The sequence below is a fragment of the Pseudomonas violetae genome (genome assembly GCF_023072615.1).
GTDB lineage: Bacteria > Pseudomonadota > Gammaproteobacteria > Pseudomonadales > Pseudomonadaceae > Aquipseudomonas > Aquipseudomonas violetae.
Window position 1 is genome coordinate 35064 of the sequence record NZ_JAKNRW010000004.1, and the last position, 20488, is coordinate 55551.

Here is a 20488-nt window from a genome sequence, read left to right on the forward strand (position 1 = left end):
GGAGAACAATAAATGGCAACTCATGAACACTATTACGTACCAGCCCAGAGCAAGTGGCCGATCATCGCCACGGTCGGCATGTTTGTCACGGTGTTCGGCCTGGCCACCTGGTTCAACGACCTGAAAGCGGCGCGCCCGGAATCCCACGGCCCGCTGATCTTTTTCGTCGGCGGCCTGCTGCTGGCCTACATGCTGTTCGGGTGGTTCGGTACGGTAGTCAAGGAAGGCCGTGCGGGGTTATACAGTGCGCAAATGGATCGCTCGTTCCGCTGGGGCATGAGCTGGTTCATCTTCTCTGAAGTGATGTTTTTCATCGCGTTCTTCGGTGCGCTGTTTTACGTCCGCCATGTCTCTGGCCCGGCGCTCGGCGGTGAAGGCGCCAAAGGCATGGCCCACATGCTCTGGCCCAACTTCGAATTCGTCTGGCCACTGCTCAACAACCCCGACTCGAAACTGTTCCCTCCACCCAAAGATGTCATCAGCCCCTGGGGCCTGCCACTGCTCAACACCGTATTGCTGGTGAGCTCCAGTGTCACCGTGACCATTGCCCACCACGCCTTGAAGAAGGGCCATCGCGGTGCGCTGAAAATCTGGCTCGCGATCACGGTACTGCTGGGTTGCGCATTCCTCGGTTTCCAGGCCGAAGAGTACATCCATGCTTACAAGGAACTGGGCCTGACCCTGGGTTCAGGCATCTACGGTGCGACGTTCTTCATGCTCACCGGTTTCCACGGCGCCCACGTGACCATCGGCACCATCATCCTGTTCGTGATGCTGATGCGGATCATGCGCGGGCACTTCGACAACGAGCATCAGTTCGGCTTTGAAGCGGCGAGCTGGTATTGGCACTTCGTGGACGTGGTGTGGATCGGTCTGTTCGTCTTCGTCTACGTACTTTGAGGCATCACCATGGCGCGTGAGACACCAACTGGCCGCTGAAGAATCCCCAGGCGATCAAACCGACGGTAATGGTGGCCAGGGCGACACGAACACTCAAGGCAATGGCGAGGCGGTTCGAGCTGCTGTCGTCCTTGACCAGAAAAAACAGGCCGCTGAACAGGCTGACAACCGTGGCAATCAGCATCAGGACGATGGCTGCTTTGAGCATGGTGAGACTCCAGGGGAAATGCGATGCACTTGAGTATAGCTATCGCGACTACCGACATTCTGGCGACGTCATGAAGCGCTTCCGGCCAGGCATCGTGCCGACTTTGGTGGTGGCCTTGTTGCTGCCATTGCTGGTCTCGCTCGGTTTCTGGCAACTGGACCGCGGCGCGGAAAAAAGCGCGCTGCTGGACAGTTATGCCCAGCGTCGGGTCGCGGAGCCGATGGCCAGCACTGCGGTGCAGCACACTGCGGATCCGGCCTTTCGCCGCGTAGTGCTGCGTGGCCAGTTCGATGCCGCGCACAGCCTGCTACTGGATAACCGCCAACGGGACGGCAAGGTCGGAATCGAGCTGCTGCAGCCGTTTCAGGATCAAGCCAGCGGCCTGTGGCTGCTGGTCAATCGCGGTTGGCTGCCCTGGCCGGACCGACGCATCCCCGCGCAATTCACCACGCCTGGCGAAGTCTTGAACCTCACCGCCTGGGTCTACGTTTCTCCGGGCGCTACTTTCCAGCTCCACGCCGACCCGGCCTCCACCACCTGGCCGCAGCTGGTGACAGCGGTTGAACCGGCGAAGCTTTGGGCAGCACTTGAGCGTGATGGCTTCCCTTACGAATTACGCGCAGAACCCGGCCCCGGAATCTACCAGGCCGATTGGCCGGTGGTCGCCATGGGTCCGGAAAAACATATCGCTTATGCCGTGCAGTGGTTCGCCATGTCGATCGCCCTGTTCGGCCTGTTCGTCTACTTCGGCTGGCACAACGCAAAGGAGAAACACCATGGGAGCGGCCATGAATCCACCCAGCATGTCTGAAGCGAAGTCGCCGGCAAGTCGGCGCAAAGGTCGTTTGCAGCTGCTGCTGATTCTGCTTGGGGTGATCGGTCCGATGATCCTCGCCACCGGCATGTACAAACTGCAGTTCTGGGTGCCGGAAGGTCGCAGCTATCACGGCCAACTCATCGGCAATGGCCAGACCCGCGCCGACCTTGGCGTGCAGGCGCAAGAGCAACGCTGGCAGATACTGGTAACTGCGCCCAAAGACTGCTCGGTTGACTGCCAGCAGCTGGTGTACCTGGCGCGCCAGGTGCAGATAGGCCTTGCCCGCGATGCCTCACGGGCCAGCCACGCATTGGCCGCAGCGCAACCGCTTAACAGCGAGTACGAAGCCAAACTCAACCGCGAATACCCGCAGCTGCAACGTTATCCCATGGACTTGACCACGTTCAGCAAGACCACGGGTGACCAGACCGTACCGCAACTGTGGATCATCGACCCCCATGGCAACCTGGTGCTGCGCTACGACCCGACCGTCAAGGGCAAGGATCTGCTCAACGACCTGCGCCATCTGCTGAAACTGTCGAACATCGGATAAGGGCATCGTCATGGCCAAACCTGGATTTCGCCTCGCGCTGTTTGCCACCCTGCTGGCACTGATAGTGGTGTTGCTCGGCGCCTATACTCGCCTGACCCACGCCGGCCTTGGCTGTCCGGACTGGCCGGGGTGCTACGGCTTCATCAGCGTGCCCAAAAGCGAAGCCCAATTGGCCCATGCCGAATTGCATTTCCCGGACACTCCCGTCGAAGCCCATAAAGGCTGGAACGAAATGATCCATCGTTATTTCGCCGGCACCCTCGGTCTGTTGATTTCGGTACTGGCCGGCCGGGCATGGGTGCATCGTCGGCATCCGGGGCAACCGGTAAAGTTGCCGTTGTTTTTATTGGCTGTGGTCATCGCGCAGGCTGCGTTCGGCATGTGGACCGTAACGCTCAAGCTCTGGCCACAAGTGGTCACCGGGCACCTACTCGGCGGCTTTGCCACCCTGAGCCTGTTGTTTCTCCTGACCTTGCGCCTGTCCGGGGTATTGCCGGCACTGACCGTGCCACGACGCCTGCAGCACTGGGCGACCGCCGGTTTGCTGCTGGTGATAGGGCAAATTGCCCTCGGAGGCTGGGTCAGTTCGAACTATGCCGCAGTGGCCTGTATCGACTTCCCGACCTGCCATGGACAATGGCTACCGCCGGCTGATTTCGCCAACGGCTTTCACCTGACCCAGCACATCGGCCCAAACTACCTTGGCGGCCAACTGGACAGCGATGCCCGTACCGCGATTCACCTGACCCACCGAATCGGCGCGTTGCTGGTGACCTTTGTACTGCTCGGCCTGGCCTGGCAACTCAAGGTCGTCGGCATGACCCGGCTTGCGGGGCTGGTGCTGGTGGCGCTCGCCGCACAGATCACCCTGGGCATCAGCAACGTGTTGTTCCACCTGCCATTGCCGGTGGCTGTCGCGCACAACGCCGGTGGTGCTGCGCTCTTGCTGACGATGGTGCTGGTCAATTATCACGCGCGAACCAGCCTGGTTCGGGTCAAGCAACAATCCCCTGCACGCTGGCGGTTCAGCCCGCGTAAACATTCAGCCGGGCCCATAACAATAAAAGGAGAGATGCCATGGCGACTCTGATCGGCGAACGTCACCACCGGGCGATCTGGCGTGACTATCTGGAGCTGACCAAGCCGAAAGTGGTGGTGCTGATGCTGATCACCTCGCTGGTCGGCATGTTCCTCGCTACCCGTGCGGGAGTGCCCTGGACGGTGCTGATCTTTGGCAATCTGGGAATTGCGCTGTGTGCCGGCGGCGCGGCGGCGGTCAACCATGTGGTGGACCGGCGCATCGATGCAGTCATGGCGCGCACGCACAAACGGCCCCTGGCCGAAGGACGGGTTTCACCGGCCGCAGCGCTGACCTTTGCCCTGGTGCTGGCAGTGCTCGGCCAGGCCCTGCTGCTGACGTTCACCAACCCATTGACCGCCTGGCTGACCCTGGCCTCCCTGCTGGGTTACGCGGTGGTCTACACCGGCTTCCTCAAGCGCGCGACTCCACAAAATATCGTTATCGGCGGGCTGGCCGGTGCCGCGCCGCCGCTGCTCGGCTGGACCGCTGCGACCGGCCATGTCAGTGCCGAGCCGCTGCTGCTGGTGCTGATCATCTTCGCCTGGACCCCACCGCACTTCTGGGCGCTGGCGATCCATCGCAAAGAGGAATACGCCAAGGCCGACATCCCCATGCTGCCCGTCACCCACGGCGAGCACTACACCAAGGTCCACATCCTGCTTTATACCTTCGCGTTGCTGGCCGTGAGCCTGATGCCCTACGTGATCCACATGAGCGGCCTGCTCTACCTGGTCTGCGCCCTGGTCCTGGGCGCGAGGTTCCTGCAATGGGCCGTGGTGCTGTACCGTGGCACTAGGCCGCACGCGGCGATCAACACCTTCAAGTACTCTATCTACTACTTGTTCCTGCTGTTTATCGCGCTGCTCGTAGACCACTACTTACTGTTGAACCTATGACTCGAACTCAGAAAACCGTCTTCATCCTCGTCGCCCTGATCGCGCTGGTCCTGGGCCTGACCATCAATAAAGTGCTGTCGGGCAAAGGCCAGGGCGACCCGACTGCGCTGATCGACGCCGGAATCATCCTGCTGCCGCAGAGCCGCAACCTCCCGGATCTGACCATGACCGACCAGGATGGCAAGCCGGTGGCGGTGGACGAATTGAAGGACAAGTGGTCACTGCTGTTCTTCGGCTACACCTTCTGCCCGGATATCTGTCCGACCACCCTTGCCCAACTGCGGCAGATCAAGAGTGAGTTGCCGGCTGACGTCCGGGACAAGTTGCAGGTCATCCTGGTCAGCGTCGATCCCAATCGCGATACGCCCAAGCAGCTCAAGCAGTACCTGGGCTACTTCGACCCACAGTTCATCGGCCTGACCCCGACCTCGATCGCAGACCTGCAAAAATTCGCCAATGCAGTCAGCATCCCGTTCATCCCGGCGGACACCAGCAAGCCGAACTACACGGTAGATCACAGCGGCAACCTGGCAGTGATCGGCCCGGACGGCACGCAGCGCGGGTTTATCCGGGCGCCGTTGAACAACGTAAAACTGGTGGCCCAGTTGCCGGTGATGCTCAAACGCAAATAACCACCGTAAACCAGCCCTGTGGGAGCGAGCCTGCTCGCAATTTGGCCGTCACAGCTACCGAACGCGGTGCCTGACACGCCGCTATGGCGAGCAGGCTCGCTCCCACAGGTAGGTGTTTCAATTGGCATAAAAAAAGGGGCGCATTGAATGCGCCCCTTTTTCGTTGTATCAGCCGATCAGAACGCCGGCAATACCGCGCCTTTGTACTTCTCGAGGATGAACGCTTTCACTTCCGGGCTGTGCAGGGCAGCGACCAGTTTCTTCATCGATTCGCTGTCCTTGTCGTCCGGACGGGCGACCAGGATGTTGACGTATGGCGAGTCGTTGCCTTCGATGACCAGCGCGTCCTTGGACGGATCGAGCTTGGCTTCCAGCGCGTAGTTGGTGTTGATCAGCGCCAGGTCGACCTGGGTCAGCACGCGCGGGATGGTCGCCGCTTCCAGTTCGCGGAATTTCAGGTCCTTGGAGTTCTCGGTGATGTCCTTGACGGTCGACAGGATGTTGTTCGACTCCTTCAACTTGATCAGGCCAGCCTTCTGCAGCAGCAACAGCGCGCGACCGCCGTTGGTGGCGTCATTCGGGATCACCACGTTGGCGCCGCCTGGCAGGTCGGCCAGGGTTTTGTACTTGCTGGAGTAGGCGCCCAGTGGTTCCAGGTGCACGCCGGCAACGGCGACCAGGTTGGTGCCCTTGGCCTTGTTGAACTCATCCAGGTACGGCTGGTGCTGAAAGAAGTTGGCGTCCAGGCGCTTCTCGGCCACTTGCACGTTGGGCTGGACGTAGTCGGTGAAGACCTTGACCTTCAGGTCCACGCCGTCCTTGGCCAGGGCTGGCTTGATGAATTCGAGGATTTCGGCGTGCGGAACCGGAGTGGCGGCGACGGTCAGGGTTTCAGCAGCCTGGGCAGAGAACGCAGCAACGGCGGCGAACGCGACGAGTAATTTTTTCATTCAGCTAACTCCATGTGAGGCGCCAGTTCGCGGCGCCTGCCAGCGAATGGCCGGCTCATTTGTAAAAGACGAGAAGTGATTATTTCCGGGAAAAATGCACAACCAATTTGTCGCCAACGGTTTGCAGCACCTGGACCAGTACCAGTAGCAACACCACCGTCACCACCATCACATCGGTCTGGAAACGCTGGTAGCCAAAACGGATGGCCAGGTCACCCAGGCCGCCGGCGCCAACGACACCGGCCATCGCCGTGTAGGACACCAGTGTAATCGCTGTCACCGTAATCGCCGCGAAGATGCCCGGACGGGCTTCCGGCAGCAGGGCATTGGTGATGATCTGCCGAGTGGTGGCACCCATGGCCTGGGTCGCCTCGATGATGCCGCGGTCCACTTCACGCAAGGCTGTTTCCACCAGGCGCGCGAAGAACGGCGTGGCCCCGACTACCAGCGGCGGGATCGCACCGGCTACACCCAGGGACGTGCCGGTGATCAGCACAGTGAACGGAATCATCACGATCAGCAGAATGATGAAGGGCAGCGAACGCAGGATGTTCACCACCAGCGACAGCAGGGCGTACAGACCTTTGGCTTCGAGCAGCTGGCGCGGGCTGCACAGGAACAGCAGCACGCCCAGGGGCAGGCCCAACAGCACGGTGAACAACAGCGAACCACCGAGCATCAGCAGTGTGTCGCCGGTGGCCAACCAGATTTCGAACCAGTCGATGTTGGAGAAGAAACTTGTCAGGGCTTCCATCAGCGCAGCACCTCCATGTGAACGTCGGCCGCGGTGAAGCGAGCAAAAGCCGCCTCCATGTCGCCACCGGTGACGGCCAGAGTGAGTTGCCCATAAGGGACGTCTTTGATGCGGTCGATGCGGCCGGCAAGGATGCTGTAGTCCACGCCCGTTTCGCGAGCGACGGTACCCAATAAAGGTGCGTAGGTCGCTTCGCCCTGAAACGTCAGGCGCACGATGCGGCCCGGGACATGGGCGAAGTCGTCGCGCTGTCCACTCTCATCAATCTGCTCGTCTTCCTGCACGAAGCGCTTGGTGGTCTGGTGTTTGGGATGCAGGAACACCTCGGCCACCGAGCCCTGCTCGACGATCACGCCAGCGTCCATGACCGCCACCTGGTCGCAGACCCGACGAATCACGTCCATCTCGTGAGTGATCAGCACAATGGTCAGCTTCAGCTCGCGGTTGATCTCGGCCAGCAACTGCAGGACCGACGCGGTGGTCTGCGGGTCCAGGGCGCTGGTGGCTTCATCACACAGCAGGATTTTCGGCTTGGTGGCCAAGGCGCGGGCGATGCCGACGCGCTGCTTCTGCCCACCGGACAATTGCGCCGGGTATTTTTTGGCGTGGTCGGACAGCCCGACCCGCGCCAGTAATTCGGCCACGCGCTGGTCAATCTCACTGCGCGACAGTTCGCCGGCCAGCGTCAGGGGCAGCGCCACGTTATCGGCCACAGTCTTGGACGCCAGCAAATTGAAGTGCTGGAAGATCATCCCGACCTGTTGGCGGAAGCGTCGCAGGCTGTTGGCGTCGAGCGCAGTGACTTCTTCGCCGTCGACGAAGATCTTGCCACCCGTGGAGTTCTCCAGCCGATTGATCAGACGCAGCAGAGTACTTTTACCCGCGCCGGAATGGCCGATCAGGCCAAACACCTGGCCGTTCTCAATCGTCAGACTGGTCGGGTGCAGGGCGGGAATTTCCTTACCGGCGACGCGGTAGGTTTTGTGGACGTTTTGAAACTCGATCACGTAGCGAACCTTGTGGGGCGCGTTAGAAAAGGGTCAGCGGTTAGCCGGGGGCGCATTTTAGCCTGTCCGTATAGAGGTTCTTAGCATTTATTTCGCATTCGACCAGCGATTTGGCAATAACGCGATCAAAGGTCAGAAAAAAGGAACGGCTGAAACAGCCGCCAGTCACTACTTAAGCAGTTCGAAAATCGCCAGGTGCCGTGCCTGGAACATTGCTCACAAGTCCGGCTAGGACGAGATCGCAACGAGGAGTTTACGACTGATGAGTACCAAGAAATCTGCCCCACCTAAAAGCGAACTGGCCGGGACCGATACCCTGGACCGTGGCAATACCAGTACCAAGCTCGACAGCCTGGAACAATTCCGCTCCGACGCCACAGGCCAGGCCCTGCGCACCAATCAGGGCGTGAAGCTAGCGGACAATCAGAATACGTTGAAGGTCGGCGCGCGCGGGCCTTCGCTGCTTGAAGACTTCATCATGCGTGAAAAAATCACGCACTTTGACCATGAACGCATTCCCGAGCGCATCGTCCATGCCCGCGGCACTGGCGCTCATGGTTACTTCCAGACCTACGAAAACCACGCGGCATTGACCAAGGCCGGCTTCCTCCAGGACCCGGGCAAGAAGACCCCGGTATTCACCCGCTTCTCCACGGTGCAGGGCCCTCGCGGCTCAGGCGATACCGTGCGTGACGTGCGCGGGTTTGCCGTGAAGTTCTTCACCGACGAAGGCAACTTCGACCTGGTGGGCAACAACATGCCGGTGTTTTTCATTCAGGACGCGATCAAGTTCCCCGACTTCGTGCACGCCGTGAAACCTGAGCCCCACAACGAGATTCCTACCGGCGGCTCTGCTCACGACACCTTCTGGGACTTCGTTTCACTGGTTCCGGAATCGGCACACATGGTGATCTGGGCCATGTCCGATCGCGCGATTCCCAAGAGCCTGCGCAGCATGCAGGGCTTCGGTGTGCACACCTTCCGGTTGATCAACGCCGAAGGCAAATCGCGCTTCGTCAAATTTCATTGGCGCCCTTCCAACGGCACCTGCTCCCTGGTCTGGGATGAAGCACAGAAGCTCGCAGGCAAGGACACCGACTTCCATCGTCGAGATCTGTGGGAAGCGATCGAGATGGGCGACTACCCGGAATGGGAACTGGGGGTACAGATTGTCGAGGAGGAGAACGAACACTCCTTCGACTTCGACATTCTTGACCCGACCAAGATCATCCCCGAGGAAATCGTACCCATCACGCCGCTGGGCAAGATGGTGCTGAACCGCAACCCGGACAACTTCTTCGCCGAAACCGAACAGGTCGCGTTCTGCCCAGGACACATCGTGCCGGGAATCGACTTCTCCAATGACCCACTGCTGCAAGGCCGGCTGTTTTCCTACACCGACACGCAGATCAGCCGCCTGGGAGGCCCGAACTTCCACGAAATCCCGATCAACCGTCCGGTGGCGCCGTTCCACAATGGCCAGCGCGATGCGCTGCACCGCACCACCATTGACAAGGGACGCGCCGCCTACGAGCCCAACTCCATCGACGGCGGCTGGCCGAAAGAGACGCCGCCAGCGGCACAGGACGGGGGCTTCGAGTCCTACCCTGAGCGCATCGATGCCAACAAGATCCGCCAACGCAGTGAGTCGTTCAGCGACCACTTCTCCCAGGCGCGCCTGTTCTTCCACAGCATGAGCAAGCACGAACAAGAACACATCATTGCGGCCTATAGCTTCGAGCTGGGAAAGGTCGAGCGCGAATTCATTCGTGCCCGTCAGGTGAACGAAATCCTGGCCAATATCGATCTTGAGCTGGCCGCACGCGTGGCCACAAACCTCGGTTTGCAGGCTCCCAAGGCCGGCACAGTCGAGGTGCCGAAAACTTCGCTGGATCGCTCTCCCGCGCTCAGCCAGGCGAACCTGCTGCCGGGGAACATTAAAACTCGCAAGGTGGCGATTCTGGCGGCCAACGGTGTCGATGGCATGGCTATTGATGCGCTGAAAAAAGCGCTGGCGACCGAAGGTGCGCACGCCAAGCTGCTGGGGCCGACTTCGGCACCTGTGAAGACCGCCGACGGCAAAGCTCTGCCGGTGGATGCCTCAATGGAAGGCTTGCCGTCAGTAGCCTTCGATGCAGTGTTCGTGCCCGGTGGAGCCGCGTCGATCAAGGCCTTGAGCTCCGATGGGGTGGCGCTGCATTACGTGCTGGAGGCCTACAAGCACCTGAAGGCGATCGCGCTGCACGGCGAAGCCAAGCAGTTGTTGAATGTGCTGAAGCTGGAGGCGGATGCAGGATTGATCGTAGGGGAGGATACGAAACTGTTCAAACCGTTTATTGCAGCCATCGGGCAGCATCGGGTTTGGGATCGTGAGCCGAAAGCCAAGGCGGTACCGGCTTAATATTTGTATTGATAGGTTGGACGCTATCGCAAGCGAGCTCGCTCCTACCGGGTTAAGGATTGAACACAAATCTTGTGCTCAACCCGCCGCCTCGCAGGAGCGAGCTTGCTCGCGATGCTCTTAGGGTTTACGCGGCATCAGTACCATCTGCGCTGGAATATTGCGCAAAATCTGCTTCTTCAGCTTCAAATCAAACTCAGAATCAAGCTTCTTCACCCGCTTGGTCAGCAAAGTCGCCAACCACGGATAATCCTGGGTGCGCGGCGCTTGAATGCTGACATCGCACTGATAATTCACCACATCGGCAGCGATGGCGTCCAATTGGCGGCGCAGCTTTGCCATGTCCGTCAGGTTCAGCGCCACTGTCGTGCTTTCGGCCGTAGGGTCGATGACTTTGGCCGGAGGCTTGACTTCGGCCGCCATGAGCGCCGCTTCCGCTTTATCCAGTTCGGCCTTGCGTGCATTGACGATGGCGTTGTTGACCCCGCCCGTCAGCGCAGGAGCCTTGGGCATCAACGCCCGAGCGCGGCTAAGGGCCGTGGCCGCAGCATTCACATCGCCTTTTTGCAGCACGATGCGGCTGCGCAGCAGATAAGCTTCGGCCAACTGACGCTGGTACTGCTCGAGCGATTGATCATTCGGCGCCTCGGCCTGCAAGGCAGCCAACTGCCCTTCGGCAGTCGCAAGCTCACTGCTGGCGAGGCTTTGTTCCAGCTGCGCGACAGCCGCAGCCCGTGCATCAGTGACCTCGGGGGTCGCCGGTGGCGTACTCTGGCAAGCGCCCAGCAGCATGGAAAATGCGACAAGGAGCAGATAACGGGAGGTGAACAGCTTCATTCCTGCGACTCTCTATTTGCGCAAAAAGCGAGCAAGTCTACACCCCTCTACGGGGCAGGACAAAACTCAGCAGAAACAGCGCGGCCGCCGTAACCACAATCGACGGGCCCGCCGGAGTGTCCTTGAACCAGGACAACGCCAGGCCGCCACACACCGCAAGCATGCCCAGCAGGCTCGCGCCCAGTGCCATCTGCTCCGGCGAGCGGGCATGACGCTGCGCCGCCGCTGCCGGAATGATCAGCAGTGAAGTGATCAGCAATACCCCGACAATTTTCATCGCTACCGCGATGACCACGGCAATCAGCAGCATCAAGGTCAGTCGCAGTGATGCAACCGGCAAGCCCTCAACCTTAGCCAGTTCCTCGTGCACAGTGATGGCAAGCAAAGGTCGCCACATCGCCACCAACACAGCCAGAACCGCCGCACTTCCGCCGAGAATCCAGGCCAGATCGCCAGGGCTGATGGCCAGCAGGTCGCCAAACAGATAGGCCATCAGGTCTATCCGCACTTCATGCATGAAGCTTAGTACCACCAGGCCGAGCGAGAGGGTGCTCGGCGCGAGAATTCCCAATAGCGTGTCGGACGCCAGAGGTTGGCGTTGCTGTAAAGTCACCAGCAGTACCGCCAGCAACAGACAGCCCACGGTCACCGCGACGGCAGGACTGACATCCAGCAGGAAACCCAAGGCCACCCCGAGCAGCGCGGCGTGGGACAGGGTATCGCCGAAGTAGGCCATTCGCCGCCAGACCACAAACGAACCCAGCGGGCCCGCCACCAGCGCCAGGGCCAGGCCCGCAAGCAGGGCGTAGAGCAGAAAATCAGCCATGCTTGCAGCTATCTCCATGAACATGGGTAGAGGCCGGTGAGGCCGTAGTGACCACCGAACCATGCAGGTCATGGGCATGATCATGGTGGTGGTGGTAGATCGCCAGGCTTTGCGCGTTCTTGCCAAACAATTCGACAAACGCAGGATCGCCGCTGACCTGCTCTGGATGCCCGGAACAGCACACATGACGATTCAGGCACACGACCTGATCGGTAGTGCTCATCACCAGGTGCAAGTCGTGGGACACCATCAGGACGCCGCAGCCGTGGCGGTCGCGCAAGCGGGTAATGAGACTGTAGAGCTCGGCCTGACCGGCCACGTCAACGCCTTGTACCGGTTCATCGAGCACCAGCAGTTCAGGCTCGCGCAACAGCGCGCGGGCCAGCAGAACCCGCTGCATCTCACCGCCGGAAACACTTTGCACCGGGCTGTCGATGACCTGTTCGGCACCGACTTCTTTCAAAGCGGCCAATGCCCGGGCACGGTCTACCCCCGGTACCAGACGCAAAAAACGCAGGACAGAGAGCGGGAGCGTTGGGTCAACGTGAAGTTTTTGCGGCATGTAGCCAACCCGCAGCCTCGGCTTGCGCCATACGCTGCCACTGTTCGGTTTCAACAGGCCGAGCACGGCACGCACCAGGGTCGTCTTACCCGCACCGTTGGGACCGATCAGGGTAACGATCTGCCCCGGTTCGACGCCAAGTTCGATGTTATCAAGGACGTTTTGCCCGGCAAACGTCACGGTAACCTGCTTAAGACGGATCAGCGCGTTGCTCATCAAGCCCCCTGGCAACCCGAACATAGCCCGACGACTTCAACAGTCTGGCCTTCAACCACAAACCCGACATCCCTGGCGCTGTCGATGATCGCGTTGCTGATGGATTTCTGTTCAAGCTCAATGGCTGCGTGGCACTCACGGCAGATCAGGAACTGGCCCTGATGGGCATGCTCGGGGTGATTACAGCCGATAAATGCGTTGAGTGACGAGATCCGGTGCACCAGCCCGTTTTCCAGGAGGAAATCCAGGGCCCGGTAAACGGTAGGCGGCGCGGCTCGTCGACCATCCTGCTCGCTGAGCACCGCCAGAATGTCATATGCCCCCAATGGCTTGTGGCTTTGCCACACCAGTTCCAGCACCCGTCGACGCAAGGCTGTCAGGCGCAGGCCCTGCCGTGCGCACAGGGCGTCGGCCTCAGACAGAGCGCTGTGGACGCAATGGGAGTGGTCGTGAGGACGGCTGGCTATCGGTGTTTTGGGCATGAGCGGCGACGAGTTTTGTGAGAGACGTTATTATGTTACCCGTTCTCGCCTCTTCGAGTGGTCATTGTGTCCCGACTTTTTTCTTTCTTTGTTACATTTATCGCCAGTTTCATGATGATGGCTACTGCCCATGCCGAGGTGCGGGTGCTGACCAGCATCAAGCCTCTGCAACTGATCGCCGCGGCGGTTCAGGACGGAGTGTCAATTCCGGAAGTACTGCTGCCCCCTGGCACTTCACCGCATAATTATGCCCTGCGCCCATCCGACGTACGGAAGGTGCAGGCAGTCGATCTCGTCTACTGGATAGGTCCCGACATGGAAAGCTTCCTGCCTCGCGTTCTGAAGGGGCGTACGCTGCCCAGCGTCGCCGTGCAGGATCTGCCGGGTCTGAAACTACGCCATTTTGCCGAAGACAGTCATTCCCATGATGAAGAAGCCGACGAGCATGATCATGATCACCGTCCAGGCAGCCTGGATGCGCACCTATGGTTGTCTCCGGTCAACGCCCGGGTGATCGCCACGAAAATGGCAGTCGACCTCAGTGCTGCGGATCCCGCCAACGCTGCGCGTTACCAGAGCAACCTAAAGGCCTTCGATGAGCGCCTGGATGCACTGGACCTGCGCTTGAAAGAACGTCTGGCGGGCATCGCCGACAAGCCTTATTTTGTGTTCCACGAGGCGTTCGATTATTTCGAAGACGCCTACGGCCTCAAGCACGCGGGTGTGTTCAGCGTTGCTGCGGAAGTACAACCGGGCGCCCAGCACGTCGCAGCGATGCGCACGCGACTGCAGGAAGTCGGCAAGACCTGCGTATTCAGCGAACCCCCATTGCGCCCGCGCCTGGCGGAAACCCTGGTGGCTGGCCTGCCGGTGAAACTGGCGGAGCTCGACGCGCTGGGCGGATACACGCCAGCGACCGCCCAGGGGTATGAGCAGGTGCTGGAGAAGCTGGGCAATGATCTGGCGGGGTGCCTGGAGTCGTTGTAACCAACACTACGCCCCTGTAGGAGCGAGCTTGCTCGCGAAGAAATCTGCAGCAATGCGGGGTGCCAGGCACCTCGCGTTATCGTTGACGACCATCGCGAGCAAGCTCGCTCCTACAAGTAATGGGGTTACAGGGCAAACGGCAGCGGTGTACTGACCTTCTGCCGCTGCGCCAGCCGACGCTGAAACTCCATCGGATCGTGAATCAACACATTCTGCCCGGCAAAAGACTCAGCAGCGATCAGTCGCGACAACCAGAACCTTACGCACGCCACCCGCAGCATGGTCGGCCATAACTCGGCCTCCGCGGCGGTGAATGGACGCAACCCCGCATAAGCCCCCAGTAGCGCCCTCGCCCGCGGCCCATCAATGATTCCGTCTTCGTCCGAACACCAGTCATTCAAGGCAATAGCGACGTCATACAGCATCGGCCCCGAACAGGCGTTGTAGAAGTCGATCAAACCGGTCAGGTGGGTACCTTCGAACATCGCGTTATCGCGAAACAGGTCAGCGTGGATATTGGCCCTTGGCAGCGCCAGGATTTTCGTCTTCTGCTGGGTGATTTCGTCCATCGCGCGCTGCAGCAGCTCGTTCTGCTCGGCATCCAGGTGCGAAAGAAATCGCGCGCCCTCCTCCAGCATCCAGTCCAGGCCGCGATCGGTCTTGCGCTTGATCATATTGGCCTGGGTGGCCAGGTGCAGGTGGCCGAGCAGCTCGCCGACTTGAGCGCAATGCTGCGCGTTGGCTTCCTTGATGTGCTTGCCCGCCAGGCGCGGCTGCAACAATGCAGGCTTGCCGGCCAGTTCACGCAAGGCTACGCCATCGCGGGTACGCAGGGCGTAGGGCACCGGCAGGTCGGCATCGTGCAGCACATCCAGCAACTGGATGAAGAACGGCATTTCCTGCACCGGGCCACGCTCAACCAGGGTCAGGACGAACTCGCCCTGCTCCAGGCTGATGAAAAAATTGGTATTTTCGCTACCGGCGGCGATCCCCTGGAAATCAAGCAGGCGGCCGAGCCCGTATGGGGCGAGAAAAGTTTCCAGCTCGGGCCGAGCCAGGGGGGTGAACACAGACATGTTTTAACTGCCAGTACGGGCGCCGCCGGGTAAGCCAGCGCCGATTGAAATTAAGAAACTACTTCCACTCGAAGATCTTCCACGACGGAATCAGCATATCCGGCTGATCCGAGCGGATGAAGTTTGCATCGGTCCCGTCCGCGCGCACCAGGAAATACGGCGGCGCTCCCTTTGGCGTGACCTTGATCGCATACAGGAAGCCGTTTTGACGGTATTCCTGAATGACCTTGTCCCCTTCAGTACGAATGGTGACATCCGGGCCCGAGGATGGCGCATCGTCCGCTGCCATGACGGCCAACGGTGTAATTGCAAACAAGCCAGCCAGCAACAGGCGATTTAGTGTGCGCATGATAACCTTGTCCCTTTGTCGTCAACGGTCCCGCTATTCTAGCGCCGGACCCGCCGAAAAGGTTGATCCTGCTCATGAGCCAAGCCCCCCTCGTCCTGGTGGACGGTTCTTCTTACCTGTACCGCGCCTTTCACGCCCTGCCACCGCTGACTACCTCCAAAGGCCTGCCCACCGGCGCGGTCAAAGGCGTGTTGAACATGCTCAAGAGTCTGCGCAAGCAGTACCCGGACAGCCCGTTCGCCGTGGTGTTCGACGCCAAGGGCGGGACATTCCGCGATGAAATGTACGCTGAATACAAGGCGAACCGCCCAAGTATGCCCGACGACATGCGCGTGCAAATCGAGCCACTGCACCAGAGCGTGAAGGCATTAGGCTTCCCGTTGCTGTGCGTGGACGGCGTCGAGGCCGATGACGTGATTGGCACCCTGGCCCGTAGCAGCGCGGCGGCCGACCGTCCGGTGGTGATTTCTACCGGCGACAAGGACATGGCGCAACTGGTCGACGGCCACATTACCCTGGTCAATACCATGACCGGTAGCGCGCTGGACGTAGAGGGCGTGAAGGAGAAATTCGGTGTCGCTCCCGAGCAGATCATCGACTACCTGGCATTGATGGGCGACTCTTCCGACAACATTCCAGGCGTTCCGGGTATTGGCCCGAAAACCGCGTCCGGACTGCTGGTCGGCGTTAACGGCGGGCTGACCGAGCTGTACGCGCACCTCGACATCGTTCCGACCTTGCCGATTCGCGGAGCCAAGACGCTGCCGGCCAAGCTTGAAGAGCACAAGGAGATGGCATTCCTCTCCTACCGCCTGGCAACCATCAAGATCGACGTCCCACTGGACGTCGAACTCGATGACCTGAAAATGGGCCAGCCGGACCACGACAAACTCGCCGAGCTGTACACCCTGCTGGAGTTCAGGAGTTGGTTCGAAGACAACCAGCGTGGGGCCAAGCGCGCCGGCCAGGAGGTTGTGGAAGTTACCCAGGAACAACCGGGTGCCGTCCAAGCCAAATACGAAACCATTCTTGACCAGTCGCGCTTCGAGGCCTGGCTGGACAAGCTCGACAAGGCTCCATTGATTGCATTTGTCACTGAAACCAATGGCGGCGATGCCCAGCACTCGCAACTGGTCGGCCTGTCGTTTTCCGTGGCCGCCAACGAAGCAGCCTACATTCCGCTGACCCATTCCTACATGGGCGTACCCGAACAACTGGATCGCGACAACGTTTTGCTGGCGTTGAAACCGCTGCTGGAAAACCCGCACAAACTCAAGGTCGGCCAGCACGCCAAGTTCGAAACCAACATCCTGGCCAACTGCGCCATTGGTGGCGATCAGAGCAACGGGATCAAGGTGCGGGGCATTGCCTACGACACCATGCTGGAGTCCTACGTACTCGACTCGACAGCTACGCGTCATGACATGGACAGCCTCGCGTTGAAATATCTGGGCCAGAGCAAGACCGACATTCAGGAGATTGCGGGCAAAGGCGTTAAACAGCTGACTTTTGACCAGATCTCCCTGGAACTGGCAGGGCCGTACGCAGCCGAAGATGCCGACGTGGTCTTCCGCCTCCACCTGGCATTGCAGGAAAAACTTGCAGCGACGCCCAGCTTGGGCAAGGTCCTGGACGAAATCGAGATGCCGTTGATGCCGGTGCTGGCGCGCATTGAACGCCAGGGTGCTTTGGTCGATGCGAATCTGTTGGGTATCCAGAGCGTGGAGCTGGGCGAAAAACTCGTCGCCCTTGAGCGCGAAGCATTTGCCATTGCCGGCGAAGAATTCAACCTGGGTTCGCCCAAACAACTGGGGGTGATTCTTTATGAAAAACTGGGTCTGCCAGTCCTCAGCAAAACCGCCAAGGGCCAGGCCTCCACGGCCGAAGCTGTACTTGCCGAGCTGGCCGAACAGGACTATCCACTGCCCAAGGTGCTGATGCAGTACCGCTCATTGAGCAAACTGAAAAGTACCTACACCGACCGACTGCCAGAGCAGATCAACGCGCGTACCGGCCGCATCCACACGTCCTACCAGCAAGCCGTCGCAGCCACCGGACGCCTGTCGTCGATCGACCCAAACCTGCAAAACATCCCGATCCGCACCGCCGAGGGCCGGCGGATTCGCCAGGCGTTCGTTGCGCCGAAGGGCTACAAGCTACTGGCGGCGGATTATTCGCAAATCGAACTGCGAATCATGGCGCACCTGGCCAAGGATGAAGGCCTGCTGCACGCCTTCCGCAATGATCTGGATGTGCACAGAGCCACCGCCGCCGAGGTGTTTGGCGTCGAGTTGGCCGATGTCACCACCGATCAGCGCCGCAGCGCCAAGGCGATCAACTTCGGCCTGATCTACGGGATGAGCGCGTTTGGCCTGGCCAAACAGATCGGTGTCGATCGCAAGCAGTCCCAGGCGTACATTGACCGTTATTTCGCACGCTACCCGGGCGTACTGGAGTACATGGAGCGCACTCGCGCCCAGGCCGCCGAGCAAGGTTTTGTCGAGACCATCTTCGGGCGTCGCCTATACCTGCCAGACATCAATGCGAAGAACCCGGCCCTGCGCAAAGGCGCTGAGCGCACCGCGATCAATGCTCCCATGCAGGGCACTGCGGCGGACATCATCAAGAAGGCCATGGTGGCGGTGGATAACTGGCTGACCGCGTCCGGCCTGGATGCCAAAGTCATCCTGCAAGTACACGATGAATTGGTGCTGGAGGTTCGTGAGGACCTGGTGGACCAGGTGCTTGAAGAAATTCGCACGCACATGAGCGATGCCGCGAAACTGGACGTGCCGCTGCTGGTCGAAGTGGGTGTGGGGAACAATTGGGATGAGGCTCACTGACGCGCAGATCAGTGCCACCCTGTAGCGAACTCGCTCCTACAAGAATTACGCCGCGGCATAATGCCGCGGCTGCAAGGTGCTTAGGCCGGAACGTTCTTGGGGTTATTCCAAACGTATTCGAAAAAATTCTGAACTAATCTGCCAAATCGCTACTCAGATACACTGAATGGCTGGTGAAGCCCTTCGATGCTCCTATGTTGTGTTAAGTGTTGGCAGATATCTGGACCCCGCCCTAGCGGTCCGGAACTTGAACCCCGGAACTTCCCCCTCCCCATAAGAAGTCCGGGGTTTTTTTTGCCCGCAATTTATTGCTCGACCGTTTCCGCGCCCTTGTCTGCCAGTTCCATCCAGCCCGCGAGTACAGTGTAGGCGTCTTCCAGACCCAGGCGCTTCGGAGCCGAGAACAATTGGATCGAGATCGCGTCGCCCCAACCTTTACGGATGTCCGACTGCACTTTGAGCAGCACGTTTTTCGCCGCACCGTAGGTCAGTTTGTCCGCTTTGGTCAGCAGAATATGCATTGGCATGCCGCTGGCGACAGCCCAGTCGAGCATCAACAGATCGAAATCAGTCATTGGATGACGGATATCCATCATCAGGATCAGACCTTTCAAACTCTCGCGACCGCCCAGATAAGCTTCCAGGTGACGCTGCCAGTGCAACTTCAGCGGGATGGGCACTTTTGCGTAACCGTAGCCCGGCAGGTCGACCAGACGGCGATCATCGTCTAGCTTGAAGAAGTTCAAGAGTTGCGTGCGACCCGGAGTTTTCGAGGTCCGCGCCAGGCTGGCATGCGTCAGGGTGTTCAACGCGCTTGATTTACCGGCGTTGGAACGGCCGGCAAAAGCCACTTCAAAGCCTTCGTCGTCGGGACATTGATCGACTTTGGCAGCGCTGAGCATAAAGGTGGACTGTTGGCACAGGCCGAGGATGGGGTTCTTGAGTTGCATGGGATTTCCGATGTGGGCGGCGCCGGGAATGGACGCGGCGAGCAGTGTCGTTTCCGTTTCAGTGACGCCAGTATATAATGCCGCAGATTTTGTGTGCGCTTTGTCCCAGCGTAGGATGAAGTACACGAGAGCGATAGACCTTGATTGCGCACTAGAACGCAGCACGCTCTCAACCCTGAAAAGGTCGTTTTATGACGAAATGGCTGCTAGCTGCCGGTGTCTTGATGCCGCTTTACAGCGCTCAGGCTACACAGGATCCGGAAGCTGTGTACAACCGTGTTTGTGGTGCCTGTCATTCCGGCCAACTGCCCATGGCGCCCAGAAAGGGCGATCAGGTAGCTTGGACGCCGAGGTTGGCGAAAGGTATGGAGACGCTGGTGCAACACGTAACCCAGGGTTTCAAGGCGATGCCGCCGCGTGGTTTGTGCATGGACTGCAGTGCCGAGGATTACCAAGCCATCATCCACTGGATGAGCGAGTGATCCCGGTCCATAACTCTTTAACCCTTAGCCGTAGTTGGATTAGCTGATGAACAAATTGATCGTGAGTCTGCTGTTGACCGTGGGGATCTCCGGCATTGCCCATGCTGCAGGTGATGCGACTGCTGGTCAGGCGAAAGCCGCAGTATGTGGCGCCTGTCATGGCCCGGATGGCAACAGCATGGCGCCTAACTTTCCGAAACTGGCAGGCCAGGGCGAACGTTATCTGAACAAGCAGTTGCACGACATCAAGTCCGGCAAGCGTGTCGTACTGGAAATGACCGGGCTGCTGACCAACCTGAGCGATCAGGACCTGGCTGATATCTCCGCCTACTTTGCCAGCCAGAAAGGCAGCGTTGGCGCCGCCGACCCGAAAATCGTGTCTCGCGGTGAAGCTTTGTTCCGTGGTGGTGACCTGGCCAAGGGCCTGCCAGCCTGCACCGGCTGCCACTCGCCTAACGGCGCCGGCAACGCTGCTGCCGGCTTCCCGCACCTGGGTGGCCAGCACGCTCAATACGTTGCCAAGCAACTGACCGACTTCCGCAAGGAAGAAGGCGGCCGCACCAACGACGGCGACACCAAGACCATGCAGACCATTGCCAAGCGCCTGAGCGACGAAGATATCGCAGCGGTGTCCAGCTACATCCAGGGCCTGCACTAAGACCGGCAATAAATGGAGCCT

The 20488-nt window shown here is 59.8% G+C and carries 22 protein-coding genes; 11 read left to right on the forward strand and 11 right to left on the reverse strand.

The window, feature by feature from the left end; translation table 11 throughout:
- The first annotated feature begins 12 nt into the window (after positions 1 to 12).
- Positions 13 to 900 carry a cytochrome c oxidase subunit 3 gene (locus tag L9059_RS06790; protein ID WP_247289535.1) on the forward strand — a complete coding sequence of 296 codons (888 nt, stop codon included), beginning with the start codon at positions 13 to 15 and terminating at the stop codon, positions 898 to 900.
- A 4-nt stretch (positions 901 to 904) separates the two neighbouring features.
- Here the strand turns inward: L9059_RS06790 and L9059_RS06795 are convergent, their stop codons facing one another.
- Positions 905 to 1108, reverse strand: a complete 204-nt coding sequence (locus tag L9059_RS06795) for a twin transmembrane helix small protein (protein WP_247289536.1) — start codon at positions 1106 to 1108, stop codon at positions 905 to 907.
- Positions 1109 to 1178: 70 nt separating this feature from the next.
- Between L9059_RS06795 and L9059_RS06800 the strand changes: the two genes are divergently transcribed.
- Genes L9059_RS06800 through L9059_RS06820 form a run of 5 tightly spaced genes read left to right on the forward strand, consistent with a single transcriptional unit; the run spans position 1179 to position 5087 of the window.
- A complete protein-coding gene (locus L9059_RS06800) occupies positions 1179 to 1919 on the forward strand; it encodes an SURF1 family protein (protein WP_247289537.1) in 741 nt (246 codons plus the stop codon).
- Positions 1885 to 2478: a hypothetical protein gene (locus L9059_RS06805; protein WP_247289538.1), complete on the forward strand. Its 594-nt coding sequence runs from the start codon at positions 1885 to 1887 to the stop codon at positions 2476 to 2478. The genes L9059_RS06800 and L9059_RS06805 overlap by 35 nt, the downstream gene beginning before the upstream one ends.
- 10 nt (positions 2479 to 2488) lie before the next feature.
- Positions 2489 to 3568 (forward strand): COX15/CtaA family protein, encoded by a 1080-nt coding sequence (locus L9059_RS06810; RefSeq protein ID WP_247289539.1) that lies wholly within the window; start codon positions 2489 to 2491, stop codon positions 3566 to 3568.
- On the forward strand, positions 3556 to 4455 hold the full coding sequence (gene cyoE, locus L9059_RS06815) for a heme o synthase (protein WP_247289540.1): 900 nt from the start codon (positions 3556 to 3558) through the stop codon (positions 4453 to 4455). The genes L9059_RS06810 and cyoE overlap by 13 nt, the downstream gene beginning before the upstream one ends.
- Positions 4452 to 5087, forward strand: coding sequence for an SCO family protein (locus L9059_RS06820; RefSeq protein WP_247289541.1), 636 nt, complete (start codon positions 4452 to 4454; stop codon positions 5085 to 5087). The genes cyoE and L9059_RS06820 overlap by 4 nt, the downstream gene beginning before the upstream one ends.
- Before the next feature lie 176 nt (positions 5088 to 5263).
- Here L9059_RS06820 and L9059_RS06825 read toward each other — a convergent pair whose 3' ends face one another.
- The 3 genes from L9059_RS06825 to L9059_RS06835 all read right to left on the reverse strand — a co-directional run bounded on the left by L9059_RS06825 (position 5264) and on the right by L9059_RS06835 (position 7798).
- Positions 5264 to 6037 (reverse strand): MetQ/NlpA family ABC transporter substrate-binding protein, encoded by a 774-nt coding sequence (locus L9059_RS06825; RefSeq protein WP_247289542.1) that lies wholly within the window; start codon positions 6035 to 6037, stop codon positions 5264 to 5266.
- Positions 6038 to 6116: 79 nt separating this feature from the next.
- Complete coding sequence (locus L9059_RS06830) at positions 6117 to 6791, reverse strand: methionine ABC transporter permease (RefSeq protein ID WP_247289543.1); 675 nt, start codon at positions 6789 to 6791, stop codon at positions 6117 to 6119.
- Complete coding sequence (locus L9059_RS06835; RefSeq protein ID WP_247289544.1) at positions 6791 to 7798, reverse strand: methionine ABC transporter ATP-binding protein; 1008 nt, start codon at positions 7796 to 7798, stop codon at positions 6791 to 6793. Before L9059_RS06835 ends, L9059_RS06830 begins: the two co-directional genes overlap by 1 nt.
- 262 nt (positions 7799 to 8060) lie before the next feature.
- On the opposite strand from L9059_RS06835, the gene katE reads away from it, so the two are divergent.
- Complete coding sequence (gene katE, locus L9059_RS06840; protein WP_247289545.1) at positions 8061 to 10199, forward strand: catalase HPII; 2139 nt, start codon at positions 8061 to 8063, stop codon at positions 10197 to 10199.
- A gap of 120 nt (positions 10200 to 10319) precedes the next feature.
- Here katE and L9059_RS06845 read toward each other — a convergent pair whose 3' ends face one another.
- The 4 genes from L9059_RS06845 to zur are packed head-to-tail and all read right to left on the reverse strand — an operon-like array spanning position 10320 to position 13122.
- A complete protein-coding gene (locus L9059_RS06845; protein ID WP_247289546.1) occupies positions 10320 to 11036 on the reverse strand; it encodes a PA5502 family lipoprotein in 717 nt (238 codons plus the stop codon).
- Between the two features lie 37 nt (positions 11037 to 11073).
- Positions 11074 to 11862, reverse strand: coding sequence for a zinc ABC transporter permease subunit ZnuB (gene znuB / locus L9059_RS06850; protein WP_247289547.1), 789 nt, complete (start codon positions 11860 to 11862; stop codon positions 11074 to 11076).
- Complete coding sequence (gene znuC, locus L9059_RS06855) at positions 11855 to 12640, reverse strand: zinc ABC transporter ATP-binding protein ZnuC (RefSeq protein ID WP_247289548.1); 786 nt, start codon at positions 12638 to 12640, stop codon at positions 11855 to 11857. Before znuC ends, znuB begins: the two co-directional genes overlap by 8 nt.
- The gene (gene zur, locus L9059_RS06860) at positions 12640 to 13122 is read right to left on the reverse strand and encodes a zinc uptake transcriptional repressor Zur (protein ID WP_247289549.1); all 483 of its coding nucleotides are present in this window, start codon (positions 13120 to 13122) and stop codon (positions 12640 to 12642) included. Before zur ends, znuC begins: the two co-directional genes overlap by 1 nt.
- 66 nt (positions 13123 to 13188) lie before the next feature.
- Between zur and znuA the strand changes: the two genes are divergently transcribed.
- Positions 13189 to 14109 (forward strand): zinc ABC transporter substrate-binding protein ZnuA, encoded by a 921-nt coding sequence (gene znuA, locus L9059_RS06865; RefSeq protein WP_247289550.1) that lies wholly within the window; start codon positions 13189 to 13191, stop codon positions 14107 to 14109.
- 125 nt (positions 14110 to 14234) lie between these two features.
- Here znuA and L9059_RS06870 read toward each other — a convergent pair whose 3' ends face one another.
- Together L9059_RS06870 and L9059_RS06875 are read right to left on the reverse strand one after the other, a co-directional pair.
- Positions 14235 to 15185, reverse strand: a complete 951-nt coding sequence (locus L9059_RS06870; protein WP_247289551.1) for a homoserine kinase — start codon at positions 15183 to 15185, stop codon at positions 14235 to 14237.
- A 58-nt stretch (positions 15186 to 15243) separates the two neighbouring features.
- Entirely contained in the window at positions 15244 to 15534 is a 291-nt protein-coding gene (locus tag L9059_RS06875; protein ID WP_247289552.1) for a DUF2782 domain-containing protein, read from the reverse strand.
- Positions 15535 to 15608: 74 nt separating this feature from the next.
- Between L9059_RS06875 and polA the strand changes: the two genes are divergently transcribed.
- Positions 15609 to 18377: a DNA polymerase I gene (polA, locus tag L9059_RS06880; protein WP_247289554.1), complete on the forward strand. Its 2769-nt coding sequence runs from the start codon at positions 15609 to 15611 to the stop codon at positions 18375 to 18377.
- Between the two features lie 305 nt (positions 18378 to 18682).
- On the opposite strand, the gene yihA is transcribed toward polA, so the two are convergent.
- The gene (gene yihA, locus L9059_RS06885) at positions 18683 to 19327 is read right to left on the reverse strand and encodes a ribosome biogenesis GTP-binding protein YihA/YsxC (RefSeq protein WP_247289555.1); all 645 of its coding nucleotides are present in this window, start codon (positions 19325 to 19327) and stop codon (positions 18683 to 18685) included.
- A 191-nt stretch (positions 19328 to 19518) separates the two neighbouring features.
- Here yihA and L9059_RS06890 point away from each other — a divergent pair, with 191 nt between their 5' ends.
- On the forward strand, positions 19519 to 19809 hold the full coding sequence (locus L9059_RS06890) for a c-type cytochrome (protein ID WP_247289556.1): 291 nt from the start codon (positions 19519 to 19521) through the stop codon (positions 19807 to 19809).
- 46 nt (positions 19810 to 19855) lie between these two features.
- Entirely contained in the window at positions 19856 to 20467 is a 612-nt protein-coding gene (locus tag L9059_RS06895; protein WP_247289557.1) for a c-type cytochrome, read from the forward strand.
- Positions 20468 to 20488: the final 21 nt, after the last annotated feature.

Coding starts and splice junctions, on each gene's coding strand:
- L9059_RS06870 (WP_247289551.1), bottom strand. CDS start 15,185: ATGTCTGTGTTCACCCCCCTGGCTCGGCCCGAGCTGGAAACTTTTCTC.
- znuC (WP_247289548.1), bottom strand. CDS start 12,640: ATGAGCAACGCGCTGATCCGTCTTAAGCAGGTTACCGTGACGTTTGCC.
- polA (WP_247289554.1), top strand. CDS start 15,609: ATGAGCCAAGCCCCCCTCGTCCTGGTGGACGGTTCTTCTTACCTGTAC.
- zur (WP_247289549.1), bottom strand. CDS start 13,122: ATGCCCAAAACACCGATAGCCAGCCGTCCTCACGACCACTCCCATTGC.
- L9059_RS06795 (WP_247289536.1), bottom strand. CDS start 1,108: ATGCTCAAAGCAGCCATCGTCCTGATGCTGATTGCCACGGTTGTCAGC.
- L9059_RS06790 (WP_247289535.1), top strand. CDS start 13: ATGGCAACTCATGAACACTATTACGTACCAGCCCAGAGCAAGTGGCCG.
- L9059_RS06845 (WP_247289546.1), bottom strand. CDS start 11,036: ATGAAGCTGTTCACCTCCCGTTATCTGCTCCTTGTCGCATTTTCCATG.
- L9059_RS06890 (WP_247289556.1), top strand. CDS start 19,519: ATGACGAAATGGCTGCTAGCTGCCGGTGTCTTGATGCCGCTTTACAGC.
- znuB (WP_247289547.1), bottom strand. CDS start 11,862: ATGGCTGATTTTCTGCTCTACGCCCTGCTTGCGGGCCTGGCCCTGGCG.
- L9059_RS06875 (WP_247289552.1), bottom strand. CDS start 15,534: ATGCGCACACTAAATCGCCTGTTGCTGGCTGGCTTGTTTGCAATTACA.
- L9059_RS06805 (WP_247289538.1), top strand. CDS start 1,885: ATGGGAGCGGCCATGAATCCACCCAGCATGTCTGAAGCGAAGTCGCCG.
- L9059_RS06830 (WP_247289543.1), bottom strand. CDS start 6,791: ATGGAAGCCCTGACAAGTTTCTTCTCCAACATCGACTGGTTCGAAATC.
- L9059_RS06800 (WP_247289537.1), top strand. CDS start 1,179: ATGAAGCGCTTCCGGCCAGGCATCGTGCCGACTTTGGTGGTGGCCTTG.
- yihA (WP_247289555.1), bottom strand. CDS start 19,327: ATGCAACTCAAGAACCCCATCCTCGGCCTGTGCCAACAGTCCACCTTT.
- L9059_RS06825 (WP_247289542.1), bottom strand. CDS start 6,037: ATGAAAAAATTACTCGTCGCGTTCGCCGCCGTTGCTGCGTTCTCTGCC.
- L9059_RS06820 (WP_247289541.1), top strand. CDS start 4,452: ATGACTCGAACTCAGAAAACCGTCTTCATCCTCGTCGCCCTGATCGCG.
- L9059_RS06895 (WP_247289557.1), top strand. CDS start 19,856: ATGAACAAATTGATCGTGAGTCTGCTGTTGACCGTGGGGATCTCCGGC.
- L9059_RS06810 (WP_247289539.1), top strand. CDS start 2,489: ATGGCCAAACCTGGATTTCGCCTCGCGCTGTTTGCCACCCTGCTGGCA.
- katE (WP_247289545.1), top strand. CDS start 8,061: ATGAGTACCAAGAAATCTGCCCCACCTAAAAGCGAACTGGCCGGGACC.
- cyoE (WP_247289540.1), top strand. CDS start 3,556: ATGGCGACTCTGATCGGCGAACGTCACCACCGGGCGATCTGGCGTGAC.